The organism is Aeromicrobium massiliense JC14, from assembly GCF_000312105.1.
Taxonomy (GTDB): Bacteria; Actinomycetota; Actinomycetes; order Propionibacteriales; family Nocardioidaceae; genus Aeromicrobium; species Aeromicrobium massiliense.
The window spans coordinates 399,642-416,281 of the sequence record NZ_HE978636.1 but is presented as its reverse complement, the minus strand read 5'-3'; the positions used below and the strand labels follow the sequence as shown (position 1 = coordinate 416,281).

Below are 16,640 nucleotides of genomic sequence, written 5' to 3'. Positions count from 1 at the left end.
GGGACCCTGCAGGGTCCCGGCCGTCCGCGTCCTCGAGTGCTCAGCCCTTGGCGAAGAACACGATGAAGCCGCCGTCCTGCGGACGGACCTGGAACGACGTTCCGTCCGCCTCGCCGACCACCATCTTGATCCCGGTGCCCTGGTCGTCGATCGTGGCGCCGAAGTCGGCCAGCGCGGTCTTGTAGGCCTCGAGGACCTCGTCGGCGGAGGCCTCGGTCGCGTAGTCCAGCGACTCCTGGCTACCGTCCATGAGCTCGCTCGTGGAGCACAGGGTGGCGTCGACGGGAGGCTCGGGCCAGGAGGCCGGCACCAGCTTCACGTCGGCGAGATCGGGCTTGGTCATGGCGAGCGGGAAGGCCTCGGCGCACTCCTCGGGGACACCGGCGTCCTTCTGGATGTCCTCGAGGTCGTCCTTCGCGTCCGCGGCGCTGATCGGCGACGAGGCCGCGGACTCCTCAGAGGGGCCGCACGCGGACAGGGCGCTGGCGAGGACGAGGGCGGTGGCGGCCATGGAGAGGGCGGCGCGGCGGGGCAGGTGCTTCATGGGGGTCCTTCGGTCGGGTGACGGTGCGCGACGACCGGAGGGCCGGTGGCGCCGAGGTCAACGCTGGAGGAGCGCCCTTGCACCGGCCTGACACGACGCTTACAACCAGGATCCCGTAGACCCGCTGGGGTTCTTGAGCTTGTCGGATGGTGCTCGTGCCCGGTCGCCTGAGGGGCTGATGACAACGGGGCCGGGTGCTCGGCGCGGTCAGTTCATCGGTTCGCGACGGGCCCCGTTCGCTGAGCTTGTCGAAGCGAGAAAACTGCTGAGATCCTGGGGGTTTCCCGTTGCCCCGGTCGCCCCGTCGAGGTAGACTAGAACAAACGTTCGACACGGGGGTTTCGGATGATCGGCACGACGGTGACGGCACTGCTGGAGGAGTCCAGCACGCTCGAGCCCTGGATGCTGACCGATCGCGAGATCCGTGCCGAGCTGCAGGCCGCTGCTCAGGCGGCGGCCGCGCTCCAGGCGCTGACCGTCCGGCTCACTGCGGTGGCCGAGGATCGTGGCCTCCCCCGTGAGGACGGGTGCACCTCCCCCACCGTCTGGCTGGCCAGCACCACGACCGTCTCTCGAAGTGAGGCCTCGAAGCTGGTCTCGCTGACTCGTCTCGATCCGACCCGTGGACGCATCACGCAGGAGCGATGGGGCACCGGCCGGCTGACGACGGAACAGGCGCACATCATCCTCAAGGCTCTCGACCAGCTGCCGGAGTGGTTCGTGGACGACCAGCACGACGACGCCGAAGCCACGCTGCTCGAGCACGCATCAGAGTTCGGGGTGGACGACCTGCGACGGCTGGCGAACCGCATCGTCGAGGTCGTCGACCCGGACTCCGCGGACGAGATCATCGGGGCGCAGCTCGAGCGGCAGGAGAAGCAGGCCTGGGACGAGACTCACCTGTCGATCACCCGGATGGGCCAGGGCCGTTCGAGCATTCGCGGTGTGCTGCCGGACGTGCAGGCCGACATGCTCAGGACCGTCCTGGAGGGTCTGGCCTCACCCCGCCGCCACGGCGCCATCTTCCGCGACGTCGACGGCGACCACTCCGACACCGAGATCGGACGCCTCGACCACTCCCGCCGCATGGGACTCGCCCTCTGCGAGCTCGTCGAGCACCTGCCCCAGGACGCGTTCCCGCAAGCCGGCGGCGTCGCGGCCACCGTGACGGTGTCAATGAAGCACGACGACCTGGTCCGCGACCTCGGACGCGCGATGCTCTCCACCGACACCGGGCTCAGCGCCTCCCAGGCCCGACGCCTGGCCTGCAACGCCGGTCTGATCCCGATGGTTCTCGACGGAGCGAGCCAGCCCCTGGACGTCGGCCGGCGCAAGCGACTGCACGACCAGCACCAGCGCATCGCCCTCGCCACCCGCGACAAGGGCTGCTCCTGGAAGGGCTGCGACCGACCACCCGGTTGGTGCGAGGCCCACCACCTCACACCGTGGAGCCACGGCGGCGACACGAGCATCGACAACGGCGCCTTGTTCTGCTTCTTCCACCACCACCTGCTCCACGACTCCGACTGGCAGGCCAGATTGGGCCACGACGGCGTCGTCGAGGTGATCCCACCACCACGGATCGACCCGCAGCAGCGACCACTCCGCCACGCCCGACACGTCCGCCACCGGCCACGGGTCCTCGAGCCCGCCTGACGGGCTACTCCAGCGGCTCGATGCCGGTGAGGCGCAGCTCCTCGATGTCCAGGCGGGTGCGGATCTCGCGCACCACCTCGTCGTCCACCGTGCCCTCCGCACGCAGCTGCCACAGGGCGTCCCGCTTGCGCTCGATGATCGCCAGCCGCAGACGGGCGTAGTCGTCCGGCTCGCTGAACAGTGCCCGGTCGGCGTCGTCCTCCAGCGAGGCGACGGACGCCAGGTGCTCGGCGTGCTCGCGGCGGACGCGCTCGTGCGTCGCGGTGCTCGTGCCCAGCTCCTCGACGAGGTCGTCCAGGGCGTCGCCCGCCGCCTCGCTGAGGGCGCGCTCGGCCAGGCGGCGCTCCTCCTGCGGCGACGTGTCGGCCGGCAGGTTGGCCCAGCGCACCACCACCGGCAGCAGCGGGCCCTGCACGAGCAGGGTCAGCAGGATGACGCCCGCCGTCACGATCACGATGTCCTCGCGGCCGGGGAACGGCGTGCCGTCGTCCAGGGTCGCGGGCACCGACAGCGCGATGGCCAGCGACACCGCGCCGCGGAAGCCCGCGACCGCCGTGACGATGCGGCCGCGGAACGTCGTGCGGCGCAGTCGCTGGGACGGGCGGCGGTCGAGCAGCCGGATGATCATGATCGTCAGCGTCTGGAAGCCGAACCGGATGACGAGCGTGCCGAGCCAGACGACGACGATCGTCGCCAGCAGGCGCGCCACGTGGTCCATCTCCGCGTCGTGCACGACGACCTGCACCTCGAGGCCGACCAGCACGAACAGCGCCGAGTTCAGCACGTACGACCCGAGCGGCCACGTCCACTCGGCCTGGCGCCGCGACGCCGGGGTGCTGATGCGGCTCGAGACGTACGCGATCGTCAGGCCGGCCACGACCACCGCCAGCACGCCGGACGCGTGGAAGGTCTCCGCAAGCAGGTACGCCGCGAACGGCATGAGCAGCAGGGTCAGGTTGAGCGCCAGCGTCTCCCGCACCGACCGCATCACCAGGTACCCGGCCGCCGCCACGACGGCACCGGCCAGGATGCCGCCGAGGTAGGAGCGCAGCACGACCTCGGTGACGTCCAGCGTGGAGTAGCTGCCGCCGGACGCGAGGCCGACCGCGACCGCGTAGACCACCAGCGCCGTGCCGTCGTTCGTCAGGCTCTCGGCCTTGAGGACCATGAAGTGGCGCCGCGGCAGCGTGCGGCCGAGCGCCGCGACGGCGGTCGCGTCCGGGGGCGCGACGGCGGCGCCGAGCACGAGTGCGGCGTCCCACGGCATGCCCATCCAGTGCGCGATCGCGGCGACGCCGAGCGCGGTGGCGACCACCATCAGCGTGCTCATGATGAGGATGCCCCGGAACGCGCGACGGATCGCCCGCAGCGACGTCGTGAGGCTCTCCCAGAACAGGATCACCGGCAGGAACAGCAGCAGCACCACCTCCGGCGGCAGCTCGACCTCGCGCAGCTCCGGCACGGTGCCGAGCAGCAGCCCGAGGGCGAGCAGCAGCAGCGGGGTGGCGACGCGCAGCCGGGGTGCGAGCACCGTCCCGGCCAGCACCGCCACGCCGAGCACGACGGTGATCTCGAGTCCGTTCAACGTTCCTCCTGAGGGCGACGTCCCATTCTGGCCGTTCGCCGGCGGGCCGTCTCGGCGTCCTGGGAGCATGAGCGCATGACGACGATCACGACCGATGAGCGCCGCGGGTCCGGCGAGATCGCCCTGTGGTGGGTCGGTGTGATCGTGGCCTGCGTCGTGCTCTCGGTGGTGGGTGTCGCCGTGGCCCTGGTCGGAGCCTTCACGCGGCTGCGCGCGCACCGGGTGCAGCGGGTCGCGCTGCCCCTGGTGGCGGTGCTGATCGTCGGTCTCATGATCGCGGGCATGGTGTTCACCGTGACCACCTTCGAGGTGACGGACGTCGGCGCCGTGCCGTCAGGGGCCGACGCCGGCTAGCGGGCGCGGGAGTAGCGGCGCTCGGGACGTCCGGCGCCGCCGTAGGCCAGGCGCACCGTCGCGCGGCCCTCGGCCACGAGCTGCTCGAGGTAGCGGCGGGCGCTGACCCGCGAGATGCCGATCTCCTCGCCGCACTCGGACGCCGACACGTCGTCGTGCCGGGCGAGCGCGCCGAGCACGAGCTCGGTGGTCTCCGGGCTCAGCCGCCGCGAGGGCTGGGCCGGGGTCGGGGCGGACGCGACGAACGCCCGGTCGATGGTGCGCTGGTCGACAGGACCGCCGCGCAGCGCGGCGACGGCGTCGCGGACGCTGACCAGTCGCCGGGCCAGGTCCTCGTACTCGAACGGCTTCACCAGGTACTGCATCGCGCCACCCTGCAACGCCTCGCGCACGACCTCGGCGTCGCGCTCGGCGGTCACCATGACGACGCCGGCCCCGATGCCCTCGGCCCGCAGCCGGCGGAGCACCTCGACGCCGGACAGGTCGGGCAGGTGGACGTCCAGCAGCACCAGGTCGGGCCGGTGCTCGCCGGCCAGGCGCAGGGCCTCCTCGCCGCTGCGGGCGACCCCGACGACGTGGAAGCCCTCGGTGCGCTCCACGAACATCGCGTGGACGCGCGCCACCATGAAGTCGTCGTCGACGACGAGGACGTCCATCACTGCTCCTGGCCTCGGGCCGCCCGGCGGGGCAGCTGAACCCTGAAGGTAGCGCCGTCCCCGTCGCCGGAGAGGGTCACGTCGCCGCCGCGCTCGGTGCAGATCATCCGCACGAGGGCCAGGCCGATCCCGCGGCCGCCCGGGACGTCCGGCTTCGTGCTGAACCCGCGCGAGAACACCGACTCGCGCAGCTCGGCGGGCACGCCCGGGCCGTCGTCGCTGACCGTCAGCACGACCCGCTCGTCGTTCGCGGCCAGGTGCACCGACACGGTGGCGTCGGGGAGCGCCCGGCAGGCGTCGACGGCGTTGTCCACCAGGTTGCCCAGGGCGGTCGTCAGGTCGGCCGAGTCGACGGGTTCGAGCGCCGGGAGCGAGGACGTCTCGTCGAGCCGCAGCGTCACGCCCGCCTCGGCCGCGACGCTCGACTTGGCCACGAGCAGCGCCGCCACCGCGGGATCGCGCACCCGCTCGGCGACCGCGGCGTCCGCCTCGGCCCGCCGCCGGCTGAGCGTGCCGACGAGCGAGCGCACCTCGTCGTACTCGCCGAGCTGCACGAGGCCGGAGATGGTGTGCAGCTGGTTGGCGAACTCGTGGGTCTGGGCGCGCAGGGTGTCGGTGATGGAGAGGTTCGAGCTGAGCTGGTTCTGCACGGCGGCGACCTCGGTGCGGTCGCGCATCGTCGTGACCGAGCCGATGCCCTCGCCGCGGCTCGAGGCCGGCCGGTGGTTCATCACCAGCACGCGACCGCGCACGAGCGCGACGGCGTCGCGGGTCTCGGTCTCGCCGGTCAGCAGGGCCACGACGTCGGGGTCGAGCCCGAGGTCGCCGACCGGACGGCCGACGGCGTCCTCGCCCAGGCCCAGCAGCGACCGGGCGCCGTCGTTGAGCAGGGTCACGCGGCCCTCGCCGCTGACGGCCACCACGCCCTCGCGGATGCTGTGCAGCAGCGCCTCGCGGTGGTCGGCCAGCGTCGCGATCTCGCGCGAGCCCAGGCCCCGGGTGCGGCGCCGCACGATGCGCGAGACGAGCCACGACCCGGCGACGCCGAGCGCGGCGCCCACGCCGAGGAACAGCGCCAGGTCGGACGCGGCGTCGGTGAGCCGGGCCCACGTGGACGGGTAGTCCTGCTCGGCGATGGTCAGCCCGACGAGGTCCCCACGGTCGTCCAGGATCGGCGCGTGGGCGGCCACGGCCCGCTCGCCGTCGATGGTGACGTCGCCGCTCCAGCCGCGGCCCTCGCGCACCCGGCTGTCCTCCAGCACCGCCGGACGCCCGACCTCGCTGGGGTCGGACGAGGCGACGACCACGCCCTCGGGGTCGGCGATGCTCACGTTGGTGGCGCCGGAGAGGCGCAGTGCGCGGTCGACGGCCGGGGCCAGCGTCCGGGCCGCGCCGGTGTCGTCGACCTGGTCGCGCACCACCGCCACGTTGGCCAGGTACTCGGCGACCGAGCGCATCTGGGAGCCGCGCTCGTCGGCGAAGGACGCGGTCGACTGGCGCAGCGAGATGACCGCGACGATGGCCAGGACCACGGCGATGACGGCCAGCTGCAGCAGGAGCAGCTGGCCGGCGAGCGTCGGGCGCCGGGCGCCTCGTGACCACAACGACCACAACCTCCGTTTCTTGCGCAAGCGTGACCCAGGACACATTGTGCGTGAGGATCGCCCGGACACAGGAGGTTCTCATGCGTGCGACCACACGCGCCCGCCGGGCGCTGCGGGTGGGTGTGCTGGCCCTGGCCGGCGTGCTCGTCCTGACGTCCTGCGGCGTGACCCGCGGCGACGACGACCCGTCCAACCGGCGGCTGCGGATGATGATCCCGAACAGCCCGGGCGGTGGCTACGACTTGACCGGCCGCGCCGCGGCCGACGTCATGCAGTCCAACGACCTGACCGGACGCTTCGAGATCCGCAACGTCCTCGGGGCCAGCGGCACCGTGGCGATGCAGCGGCTCATCAACGAGGAGGGCGCGGACGACCTGCTCATGACCATGGGTCTGGGCGTCGTCGGCGCCGTCTACACCAACGGCTCGGACGCGACGGTCGCCAAGGCGACGCCGATCGCCTCGGTGGTCGAGGAGCAGGAGGGCATCCTGGTGCCCGCCGACTCACCGCTGCGCAGCGTCGACGACCTCGTCGAGGCGTGGACGAAGGACCCGGGCTCGGTCACCGTCGGCGGCGGCTCGTCGCCCGGCGGCCCCGACCACCTGTTCCCGATGCAGCTGGCCAAGACGATCGGCGTCGAGCCGCGCGAGGTCAACTACATCTCCTACGACGGCGGCGGACCACTCACCACCGCGCTGCTGGGCTCCAAGATCGACGTCGGCATGTCCGGCCTCGGCGAGTTCGAGGGCCAGATCGAGGCCGGCGAGCTGCGCGTCCTGGCCGTCTCCGGCGAGGAGCGGCTCGAGACCGTCGACGCGCCCACGCTCACCGAGTCCGGCGTCGACCTCGTCTTCACCAACTGGCGCGGCATCCTCGCCCCGCCGGGCATCTCCGACGCGCAGCGCGACTACTACATCGACCTGCTCACCGAGATGCACGGCACGAAGGAGTGGCAGGACGCCCTCGAGCGCAACGGCTGGAGCGACAACTTCGCCACGGGCGACGACTTCGGCCGCTTCCTGGAGGAGCAGGACGAGCGCGTCCGCACGACCCTGAAGGAGCTGGGACTCGCATGAGCGCCACGCACACCGACCCCGTCCCCACGCGACGCCGCGTGGTCGACTCCGCCCAGTACGGGCTCGCCGCCTTCCTGGCGGTCGTCGGCGCGGTCGTCGTCTGGGACGCGACCACGCTCGAGAAGGGCTTCGCCGACCAGCCGGTCCAGCCCTACGCCATGCCGTACGTCGTCGGCGCGGGCCTGCTGCTGCTGGCCGTCCTCCTCGCCGTGGCCACCGCCTGCGGCGACGTGCCCGAGGCCGAGGAGGGCGAGGACGTCGACCTCAGCGGCGGCTCGGACTGGGTGACCGTCGCGAAGCTGACCGCCGTCTTCGTGCTGAACGTCGCGCTGGTCGAGTGGCTCGGCTGGGCGATCACCGGCGCGATCCTGTTCGCCGGCTCGGCCTGGGCCCTCGGCAGTCGCAGCTGGGTGCGGGACGTCGCGATCGGCGTGGCCCTGTCGCTGCTCACCTGGTACGGCTTCTACGTCGGGCTCGGCATCCCGATCCCGGCCGGCGTCCTGGACGGAGTGCTCTGATGGACCTGCTGCTCGAGGGCTTCCAGACCGCCCTGACCCCGGAGAACCTGCTGTACGCCGTCATCGGCGTGCTGCTCGGCACGGCCGTGGGCGTCCTGCCCGGCATCGGCCCGGCCATGACCGTCGCGCTGCTGCTGCCGATCACCTACAACGTCGAGCCCAGCAGCGCGCTCATCATGTTCGCCGGCATCTACTACGGCGGCATGTACGGCGGCTCGACGACGTCGATCCTGCTCAACACGCCCGGCGAGTCGTCCTCGGTCATCACCGCGATCGAGGGCAACAAGATGGCCAAGGCCGGACGCGCCGCGCAGGCGCTCGCGACTGCCGCCATCGGCTCGTTCGTGGCCGGCACGATCGGCACGGTCCTGCTGGTGCTGCTCGCACCCACCGTCGCCGACGTCGTGGTGCAGCTCGGCGCGCCGTCCTACTTCGCGATCATGCTGCTCGCGCTGCTGGCGGTCACCACCGTGCTCGGCTCCTCGAAGCTGCGCGGCTTCATCGCCCTGTTCCTGGGCCTGGCGATCGGCCTGGTCGGCACCGTGACCGGCCAGTCGCGCCTGACCTTCGGCTCGCCGCTGCTGGCCGACGGCATCGACATCGTCGTCGTCGCCGTCGCGATCTTCGCCGTCGGCGAGGCCCTCTGGGTCGCCGCGCACCTGCGCCGCCGGCCACTGGAGATCATCCCGGTCGGCCAGCCGTGGATGAGCAAGGCCGACTGGGGACGCTCGTGGAAGCCCTGGCTGCGCGGCACCGCGTACGGCTTCCCGTTCGGCGCGCTGCCCGCGGGCGGCGCCGAGGTGCCGACCTTCCTGTCGTACCTGACCGAGAAGCGGCTGTCGAAGAAGCCCGAGGAGTTCGGCCACGGCGCGATCGAGGGCGTCGCGGGCCCGGAGGCGGCCAACAACGCCTCGGCCGCCGGCACCCTCGTCCCGCTGCTCGCGATCGGCCTGCCGACCACGGCGACCGCGGCGGTCATCCTGCTGGCGATGCAGAGCTACGGCATCCAGCCCGGCCCGCAGCTGTTCGACAACGAGCCCGAACTGGTCTGGGGCCTGCTGGCGAGCCTGTTCGTGGCCAACCTGCTGCTGCTCGTCATCAACCTGCCGATGGCGCCGCTGTGGGCGAAGCTGCTGCAGATCCCGCGGCCGTACCTGTACGCCGGCATCCTGTTCTTCGCCTCGCTCGGTGCGTACAGCGTGAACTTCCAGGCCTTCGACCTGGCGCTGCTGCTCGCGTTCGGCCTCCTCGGCCTGGCGATGCGCCGGTTCGGCATCCCCGTGCTTCCGCTCATCATCGGCGTCATCCTGGGCCCGAGGGTCGAGGCGCAGCTGACCGAGGCGCTCGCGATCTCGCAGGGCGACGTCAGCACGCTGTGGAGCGAGCCGGTGGCTGTGGTCGTGTACGTGGTGATCGTGATGATCGCCCTGCTGCTGGTGGTCGCCAAGGTGCGCAACCGCGCGGTGGCTCAACGAGAGGACGTCGACATGGGGGTGGACGCATGACGGTCGTGGTGGCCTACAGCGCCGACGCGCTGGGCCGGGTGGCGCTCGAGCACGGCATCGAGCAGGCACGCGTGCGCGGCCGGCGGCTCCTGGTCGTGAACGCGACCAGAGGAGATGCCTACGTCGACAAGCAGTTCGCCTCCGACGAGGCGCTCGCCGAGGTGGGCGAGCGTCTGCGCGAGGCCGACGTCGACGCCGACGTGGTGCAGGAGGTCGTGTCCGACGTCGCCGCCGGGCTGGTCGACGCGGCCCGCGGTGCCGACCTGCTGGTGGTCGGCGTCCGGCAGCGCAGCCCCGTGGGCAAGATGCTGCTGGGCAGCGTCACCCAGTCGGTGCTCCTCGACGCGGACGTGCCGGTGCTCGCGGTGTCCGCGCTGCCGACCGGGCATCCGGACGCGCCGGTGGTGGTCGCCTACCGCGACGACGACCCGGGCCGGGCGGCCCTCGCCTACGCGGCCCAGGAGGCCGCCCGCTCGGGCCGGCGTCTGCTGCTCGCCCACGTCGACACCGCTGACGCCGATGCCCGCACCGTGGCCGAGGACGACCTCGTCGAGGCGGTCCGGCAGCTGGACGAGCAGGGTGTCGCGGCCGAGCTGGCGCCGCTGCGCGACCGCGACGTCGCCGGCGCCGTGCAGCAGCTGGTCGACGACCGCCGGGCCGGCCTGCTCGTGCTGGGCGTCCGTCACCGCACGCCCGTGGGCAAGATGCTCATGGGCAGCGTCGCCCAGCGGCTGATCCTCGACCTCGACGTCCCGGTCGCGGCGGTCAAGCCCCGCTAGCGAGACGGAGAGCCCCCCGCCGACATAGCCACGTGGCGGCGCCGGTCCGCCGGGGCGGAGGGGCGTGATGCGGGTCGGACGCTGGTGGGATGCAGCGGTGGTGGCGGCGCTGGTCGTCGTGAGCGGCTGTGCCGGTGGCGGTCCCGGGGCGCCACCGGACGCGGTCGCCGAGGCACTGGCTCCGACGCGCTCCGACGCCGCCGGCACCTGGGGTGACCCGGACGGGGAGAGCGGCCGGGTCTGGGCGGTGCTCGACCCGGCCGGGCGGGCGCTCGTCTTCGACGGCTGCAACACCACGGGTGCGTCGTCCTGGCGGGTGACCGGCGATGGCACCGTGGTCCTGAGCGTGGACGCGGTCACCACGCTCGTCGGGTGCCCGTGGACCGTGCCGACGTCGTTCGCGCTGGACGGTGACGTCCTCGTCGGGCGGGCGGACGACGGCGAGACCTGGCGGGTCGACCGCACGTCGGTCCTGCCGCTGGAGCCGTCCGGGCGCTAGCCCGTCAGCGCGACGAGCGCGGGCCGGCCCTCCCCCCGGAGGCCCGGCCCTCGCTCGATCCGTCAGGCGACGTCGGAGAAGTGCGACGCGTCGCCCTGGCGGGTGCTCGACGGGATGCCGTCGACGCTGGCCGGCACGTCGCCGGCGATCGTGATGCGGTGCAGCAGGCGCTTGTGGTCGCCGTAGTCGGCCACGCCGTAGTGCTGGGTCGCACGGTTGTCCCAGATCGCGACGTCGCCGGGCGACCAGCTCCAGCGCACCGTGTTCTCCAGGCTCGTCACCGCGCGCTGCAGCAGCTGGAACAGGGCGTCGGAGTCCCGGCTGCTGAGTCCGACGAGGCGCTTCACGAAGTGCCCGAGCACCAGCACGCGCTCGCCGGTCTCGGGGTGGATGCGCACGACCGGGTGCTCGGTCTCGAAGACCCGCGAGCGGAACTCGTCGCGGTAGGCCTGCTCCTTGACGTCCACGCCCCCGATGCGCTGCTCGTCGCGCTCGGCCACGTAGTCGTAGACGTTCGTGTGCACCGCCCACAGCCGCTCGACGAGCGACTTCAGCGCGGGGTGCAGGTCGGCGTAGGCGGTGGCGGTGTTGGCCCACACGGTGCTGCCGCCGTACGGGGGCAGCTCGATCGCGCGCAGGATGCTGATCGCCGGGATCCGGTCGACGAACGTGACGTCGGAGTGCCAGCTGTTGGCCTTGCCGTGCTCGGAGTCGATGGGCAGGACGGCGCCGGCCTCGCCCCGCACGGTCGGGTGCGGCGCGGTGGGCGTCCCGAGCAGGCTGGCGAAGGCGTGCTGGCCGGCGTCGTCGAGGTGGTCCTGGCCGCCGAGGAAGACGACCTTGTGCTCGAGCAGGGCTCGGCGCACCTCCGCGACCACCTCCGGGGCGAGGTCGCCGCCGAGGCGGACCCCCTCGATGCGGGCGCCGATGCGCTCGCCGGTGCGGTGGACGGTGACGTGCTCGTGGCCGGACGTCGTGGGGCGGGCTTCGGTGATGGTCATGCGGGGCACCTCCGGTCGGTGGGATGGGATGCCTCCACCGTCCGCGGCCGGCCGGTGGTCCCGCGGGCCGCTCGCTGCGTGAGACGGCTCGACCTCCGCGCGTGGCCGCGCTATCCACGCGGGCCCGCGCGACTACGCCCGGCCCCCGGTCCCGTCCACCCCGTCTCACGCGACGAGCAGGCCTCGGCGGCCGCCGCGCGCTTCCTACGTTCGACGAGTCCGCAGAGCCGACCCGAACCAGGAGCCACCGATGTCCCAGCCCAAGCTCCGGCTGCGCGAGGTCCGCAAGGAGTTCGCCCACCGCGGCGACACCTTCGTCGCCCTCGCCGACGCCACCCTCGACGTGCGAGCCGGCGAGCTGCTCGCCGTGGTCGGCCCCAGCGGCTGCGGCAAGTCCACGCTGCTCGACCTGCTCGGCGGCCTGACCACCCCGTCGTCCGGCGAGATCCTGCTGGACGGGCGGCCGGTCGACGGTCCCGGCCTGGACCGCGGCATCGTCTTCCAGCAGTACGCCCTGCTGCCGTGGCGCACCGCCCAGGGCAACGTCGAGCTGGGGCTCGAGGCCAAGGGCCTGCCCCGCGCCGAGCGACGCGAGACCGCGCGCCGCTTCCTCGACCTCGTCGGGCTCAGCGGGTTCGCCGACCGGTACCCGCACGAGCTGTCCGGCGGCATGAAGCAGCGCGTCGCCATCGCCCGCAGCCTGGCCTTCGAGCCGGACGTGCTGCTCATGGACGAGCCGTTCGCCGCGCTCGACGCCCAGACCCGTGAGTCGCTGCAGGACGAGCTGCTCCGGATCTGGCGGGCCACCGGCGCCACGATCGTCTTCATCACCCACGGCATCGACGAGGCCGTGTACCTCGGCCAGCGCGTGGCCGTCATGACGTCGCGACCGGGCCGCATCAAGGCCGTGGTCGACGTCGACCTGGACGTGTCCGCCCCCGACGTCCGCTCCACCGACGCCTTCGGCGCCTACCGGCACCGCATCTGGAGCCTGCTGCAGGACGAGGTCGTCCGCGCCCAGCAGCACGAGCTCGCTCCCCGAGAGGACCTCGCCCATGTCTGACCTTCTCCTGCGCCACCGCGCGCACACCCCGTCCGTCGAGCCCCCGGCCGAGCCGGCGGTGCTCGTCCCGCCTCGGGCCGCCCACGCCGTCCGCCGCGCCGGCCGCCTGGCTCTCGCCGCCGGCCTCCGCTCGGTCGCGGTGGTCGCCTTCCTGGTGCTGTGGGAGGTCGCCCCGCGCACCGGGCTGGTCGACCGGGTGTTCCTGCCCCCGCTCAGCGAGGTGCTGGCCACCACCCGCGACCTCGCGGCGTCCGGGCAGCTCGGCGAGCACGTGCGGGCGAGCCTGGGCCGCGCCGGCAGCGGCTTCGGCATCGCGGTCGTCACGGCCATCCCGCTGGGCCTGCTCATCGGCTGGTACCGGACGGTCTCCGCCGTGCTGAGCCCGATCCTCGAGGCGTTCCGCAACACCGCCGCCCTGGCGCTGCTGCCGGTCTTCGTGCTGGTGCTCGGCATCGGCGAGACGTCGAAGATCGCGCTGGTCGCGTTCGCCTCGTTCTTCCCGATCCTGCTGAACACGATCGCCGGCGTCCGCACCGTCGACCCGCTGCTCGTGAAGTCGGCCCGCTCGCTCGGGCTCTCGCCGCTGCGGCTGTTCCAGAAGGTGATCCTGCCGTCGGCCGTCCCGACCATCTTCACGGGCCTGCGCATGGCCGGCGCCGCCTCGGTGCTGGTGCTGGTGGCCGCCGAGATGATCGGCGCCCAGGCCGGCCTCGGCTACCTCATCAACGCCGCGCAGCTGAACTTCCAGATCCCCGAGATGTACGCCGGGATCCTCACGATCTCGGTCATCGGGATCGTCGTGAACTACGCCCTCCTGGCCGCCGAGCGCCGGTTCTCGCGCTGGCGCGCCTGACCCCCATCCCTTCCACCTCGACGAGGAGCACCGCCATGCCCAAGCCCTTCCACCTCAACGCCTTCCTCATGGGCGTCGGCCACCACGAGGCCGCCTGGCGCCACCCGCGCACGAACGCCGAGGACGTCCTGGACGTCCGCCACTTCCAGCGCCTCGCGCAGGTCGCCGAGCGGGGCCGGCTCGACTCGATCTTCTTCGCCGACGGGCTGGCGGTCGGGCCGCGCGTGGCCCACAACGTCCAGCAGGTCTTCGAGCCGATCACCCTGCTGTCGGCGATCTCGGCGGTCACCGACCGCATCGGCCTCATCGCGACCGCGTCCACGGGCTACAACGACCCGTACACGCTGGCCCGCAAGCTCGCCTCCCTCGACCACCTCTCCGGCGGTCGCGGCGGGTGGAACATCGTCACGTCCGCGGGCGCCGCCGAGGCGGCCAACTACGGGCTGGACGGCACGCCCGACCACGCCGGCCGGTACGCCCGCGCCGACGAGTTCGTCGAGGTCGTCGAGCGGCTCTGGGAGTCCTGGGACGCCGACGCCGTCGTGCTGGACGAGGAGGGCGGCTGGTTCACGCGGCCCGACAGCGTCCACGAGGTCGGCCACGAGGGTGAGCACTTCCGCGTCCGCGGGCCGCTGAACGTCCCGCGCAGCCCGCAGGGCCGTCCGCTCCTGGTGCAGGCCGGGTCGTCCGAGGCGGGCAAGGAGTTCGCCGCCCGACACGCCGAGGCGGTGTTCACCGCGCAGCGCACGATCGAGGAGGGCCGTGACTTCTACCGCGACCTCAAGGCCCGGCTCGCCGCCCACGGACGGTCGGCCGACGAGCTCAAGGTGCTGCCCGGCATCGTCCCGTTCATCGCCGCCACCGAGGCCGAGGCGCGCGAGCTGGAGGAGGAGTTCACCCGGCTCATCTCGCCGGCCTACGCGCTCAGCCAGCTGTCGCAGATGCTCGGCGTCGAGCTGACCGAGGTCGACCTGGACGGCCCGCTGCCGCCGCTGCCGGACGTCTCCAGCATCGAGACCAACAAGAGCCGCTTCGAGCTGGTCAAGGCCCTCGGCGCCGACGGACGCACCACGGTGCGCGAGGTCGTCGCCAAGCTGGGCGGCGGCCGCGGCCACCGGACGTTCGCCGGCACGCCCGAGCAGGTGGCCGACGACCTGGTCGACTGGGTCGAGGGCGGCGCCGCCGACGGCTTCAACGTCATGGCGCCCTACCTGCCCGGCGGCCTGGAGGTCTTCGTCGACGAGGTCGTCCCGATCCTGCAGGACCGCGGCTACTTCCGCACCGAGTACGAGGCGTCCACCCTGCGCGGCCACTACGGCCTGCTGGAGCCCGCCGAGCCCACCGCCGACGTCCACGTCGCCTGAACCATCGAGGAGAGAACCCATGACCCTGCGATCCCTGACCAGGCCCGCGGCCGCCGCCGCGTCCGTCCTGCTGCTCGGCGCCCTGGCCGCCTGCGGTGGTGGCGCCGGCGCCACGGCGGCGGACGGCTCGACCACGCTGCGCTACCAAGGCACGCCGAGCGCGGTGCAGTTCCCCGAGCTGGCCGAGGACCTCGGCTACTTCGAGAAGATCGAGCTGGAGTGGACGTCCGACACCACGAGCGGGCCGACCAGCATCCAGAACGTCGCCACCGGGCAGAGCGACTTCGGCTCGGCCTTCAACGGCGCCGTGGTCAAGCTGGCCGACGCGGGCGCCCCGATCACCGCGGTGGTCGACAGCTACGGGGCCGACGAGGAGAACTTCACCGGCTACTACGCGCTGGAGTCCTCGGGCATCCGCACCGCGAAGGACCTGATCGGCAAGAAGGTCGGCATGAACACGCTCGGCGCCCACCACGAGTCGATCACCCGCGAGTGGCTCTCGCAGCAGGGCCTCACCGAGGCCGAGATCGAGAAGGTCGAGCTGACGGTCGTGCCGCCGGTCAACACCGAGCAGGCGCTGCGCAAGGGCCAGGTCGACGTCGCCGCGCTGGGCGGCCTGTTCCGCGACCAGGCCCTGGCGCGGGGCGGCCTGCACCAGCTGTACGCCGACAAGGACCTCTACGACACGTTCAGCTACGGCACCTACGTCGTGCGCGACGACCTGTTGAAGAAGAACCCCGAGGCGGTGGCGGACTTCACCCAGGGCGTCGCGCGAGCCATCCGCTGGGCGCAGGTGACGCCGCGGGCGGAGGTGATCGAGCGGTACAAGAAGATCATCACCGAGCGCGGACGGGCCGGCGAGGACCCGGCGATCGCCGAGTTCTACAAGAGCCCGGGCATCCCGGTGCCCGGCGGCGTCATCCAGGAGGACGAGATCCGCATCTGGGCGGACTGGCTCGAGCGGACCGGCCAGCTGGAGAACGGCGACGTCGACGTCAAGGAGCTGTTCACCAACGAGTACAACCCCTACGCGAACGGCGAGCTCGCGCCCGACGCCGGGCCGGAGGCGTCATGACGGCGACCGTGCAGCACACCCCGGACACCCGCCTGCAGCAGCACTTCCGGGCCGCCATGGGCAACGTCGCCGGCGGCGTGGTCGTCGCGACGACCCAGGACGAGCGCGGGCCGCACGGCACGACGGTGAGCGCCTTCACCTCGCTGTCGATCGAGCCGCCGATGGTGCTCGTCGCCCTGGACGTCCGCTCGTCCCTGCTCGACCGGCTGGGCGTGGGCAGCCCGCTCGGCGTGAACGTGCTGGCCGCCCACCAGGACCAGGTGGCCCTGCGGTTCGCGACCAAGGGGCACGACCGCTTCGCCGACGTCGGGTGGTCGTCCGACCACGGGGCGCCGGCCCTGGACGACCGGCACGCCTGGATCGCCGGCCGGGTCGCCCGGCTCGTGGAGGGCGGCGACCACGTGGTGGTGCTCGTCGACGTCGTGCACGCCGAGGCGGGGGAGCAGGCGCCGCTGACCTACTGGCAGCGCACCTTCGGGACGCACCACGCGTTCTAGCCGGACGCCCG

At 72.7% G+C, this 16,640-nt stretch carries 17 protein-coding genes; 12 read left to right on the top strand and 5 right to left on the bottom strand.

The window, feature by feature from the left end:
* Nucleotides 1-40: 40 nt before the first annotated feature.
* Nucleotides 41-544 carry a hypothetical protein gene (locus tag HGAM_RS02120; protein WP_019143820.1) on the bottom strand — a complete coding sequence of 168 codons (504 nt, stop codon included), beginning with the start codon at nucleotides 542-544 and terminating at the stop codon, nucleotides 41-43.
* Between the two features lie 345 nt (nucleotides 545-889).
* Between HGAM_RS02120 and HGAM_RS17265 the strand changes: the two genes are divergently transcribed.
* Nucleotides 890-2,200 (top strand): HNH endonuclease signature motif containing protein, encoded by a 1,311-nt coding sequence (locus HGAM_RS17265; RefSeq protein ID WP_019143819.1) that lies wholly within the window; start codon nucleotides 890-892, stop codon nucleotides 2,198-2,200.
* A 4-nt stretch (nucleotides 2,201-2,204) separates the two neighbouring features.
* Here HGAM_RS17265 and HGAM_RS02110 read toward each other — a convergent pair whose 3' ends face one another.
* On the bottom strand, nucleotides 2,205-3,785 hold the full coding sequence (locus tag HGAM_RS02110) for a Na+/H+ antiporter (RefSeq protein ID WP_019143818.1): 1,581 nt from the start codon (nucleotides 3,783-3,785) through the stop codon (nucleotides 2,205-2,207).
* A 75-nt stretch (nucleotides 3,786-3,860) separates the two neighbouring features.
* Here HGAM_RS02110 and HGAM_RS02105 point away from each other — a divergent pair, with 75 nt between their 5' ends.
* Nucleotides 3,861-4,139, top strand: a complete 279-nt coding sequence (locus tag HGAM_RS02105) for a hypothetical protein (RefSeq protein ID WP_019143817.1) — start codon at nucleotides 3,861-3,863, stop codon at nucleotides 4,137-4,139.
* Here the strand turns inward: HGAM_RS02105 and HGAM_RS02100 are convergent.
* Both HGAM_RS02100 and HGAM_RS02095 read right to left on the bottom strand, forming a co-directional pair.
* Complete coding sequence (locus HGAM_RS02100) at nucleotides 4,136-4,795, bottom strand: response regulator (protein WP_019143816.1); 660 nt, start codon at nucleotides 4,793-4,795, stop codon at nucleotides 4,136-4,138. The two genes, HGAM_RS02105 and HGAM_RS02100, sit on opposite strands and share 4 nt — an antisense overlap.
* The gene (locus HGAM_RS02095) at nucleotides 4,795-6,399 is read right to left on the bottom strand and encodes a sensor histidine kinase (RefSeq protein WP_019143815.1); all 1,605 of its coding nucleotides are present in this window, start codon (nucleotides 6,397-6,399) and stop codon (nucleotides 4,795-4,797) included. Before HGAM_RS02095 ends, HGAM_RS02100 begins: the two co-directional genes overlap by 1 nt.
* Nucleotides 6,400-6,479: 80 nt before the next feature.
* On the opposite strand from HGAM_RS02095, the gene HGAM_RS02090 reads away from it, so the two are divergent.
* The 5 genes from HGAM_RS02090 (at nucleotide 6,480) to HGAM_RS02065 (ending at nucleotide 10,776) form a co-directional block, all read left to right on the top strand.
* Nucleotides 6,480-7,475 (top strand): Bug family tripartite tricarboxylate transporter substrate binding protein, encoded by a 996-nt coding sequence (locus tag HGAM_RS02090; protein WP_019143814.1) that lies wholly within the window; start codon nucleotides 6,480-6,482, stop codon nucleotides 7,473-7,475.
* On the top strand, nucleotides 7,472-7,993 hold the full coding sequence (locus tag HGAM_RS02085; protein WP_019143813.1) for a tripartite tricarboxylate transporter TctB family protein: 522 nt from the start codon (nucleotides 7,472-7,474) through the stop codon (nucleotides 7,991-7,993). The genes HGAM_RS02090 and HGAM_RS02085 overlap by 4 nt, the downstream gene beginning before the upstream one ends.
* On the top strand, nucleotides 7,993-9,498 hold the full coding sequence (locus HGAM_RS17260) for a tripartite tricarboxylate transporter permease (RefSeq protein ID WP_019143812.1): 1,506 nt from the start codon (nucleotides 7,993-7,995) through the stop codon (nucleotides 9,496-9,498). The genes HGAM_RS02085 and HGAM_RS17260 overlap by 1 nt, the downstream gene beginning before the upstream one ends.
* Complete coding sequence (locus HGAM_RS17255; protein WP_019143811.1) at nucleotides 9,495-10,277, top strand: universal stress protein; 783 nt, start codon at nucleotides 9,495-9,497, stop codon at nucleotides 10,275-10,277. Before HGAM_RS17260 ends, HGAM_RS17255 begins: the two co-directional genes overlap by 4 nt.
* Nucleotides 10,278-10,374: 97 nt before the next feature.
* Nucleotides 10,375-10,776, top strand: a complete 402-nt coding sequence (locus HGAM_RS02065; RefSeq protein ID WP_019143810.1) for a hypothetical protein — start codon at nucleotides 10,375-10,377, stop codon at nucleotides 10,774-10,776.
* 62 nt (nucleotides 10,777-10,838) lie between these two features.
* On the opposite strand, the gene HGAM_RS02060 is transcribed toward HGAM_RS02065, so the two are convergent.
* Nucleotides 10,839-11,777: a TauD/TfdA dioxygenase family protein gene (locus tag HGAM_RS02060; protein WP_019143809.1), complete on the bottom strand. Its 939-nt coding sequence runs from the start codon at nucleotides 11,775-11,777 to the stop codon at nucleotides 10,839-10,841.
* A gap of 250 nt (nucleotides 11,778-12,027) precedes the next feature.
* Here HGAM_RS02060 and HGAM_RS02055 point away from each other — a divergent pair, with 250 nt between their 5' ends.
* The 5 genes from HGAM_RS02055 to HGAM_RS02035 are packed head-to-tail and all read left to right on the top strand — an operon-like array spanning nucleotide 12,028 to nucleotide 16,629.
* Entirely contained in the window at nucleotides 12,028-12,840 is an 813-nt protein-coding gene (locus tag HGAM_RS02055; protein ID WP_019143808.1) for an ABC transporter ATP-binding protein, read from the top strand.
* Nucleotides 12,833-13,693 carry an ABC transporter permease gene (locus HGAM_RS02050; RefSeq protein WP_019143807.1) on the top strand — a complete coding sequence of 287 codons (861 nt, stop codon included), beginning with the start codon at nucleotides 12,833-12,835 and terminating at the stop codon, nucleotides 13,691-13,693. Before HGAM_RS02055 ends, HGAM_RS02050 begins: the two co-directional genes overlap by 8 nt.
* Before the next feature lie 35 nt (nucleotides 13,694-13,728).
* Nucleotides 13,729-15,057: an LLM class flavin-dependent oxidoreductase gene (locus HGAM_RS02045; RefSeq protein WP_019143806.1), complete on the top strand. Its 1,329-nt coding sequence runs from the start codon at nucleotides 13,729-13,731 to the stop codon at nucleotides 15,055-15,057.
* 19 nt (nucleotides 15,058-15,076) lie between these two features.
* Nucleotides 15,077-16,132, top strand: a complete 1,056-nt coding sequence (locus HGAM_RS02040; RefSeq protein WP_019143805.1) for an ABC transporter substrate-binding protein — start codon at nucleotides 15,077-15,079, stop codon at nucleotides 16,130-16,132.
* A complete protein-coding gene (locus HGAM_RS02035; RefSeq protein WP_019143804.1) occupies nucleotides 16,129-16,629 on the top strand; it encodes a flavin reductase family protein in 501 nt (166 codons plus the stop codon). Before HGAM_RS02040 ends, HGAM_RS02035 begins: the two co-directional genes overlap by 4 nt.
* Nucleotides 16,630-16,640 lie beyond the last annotated feature (11 nt).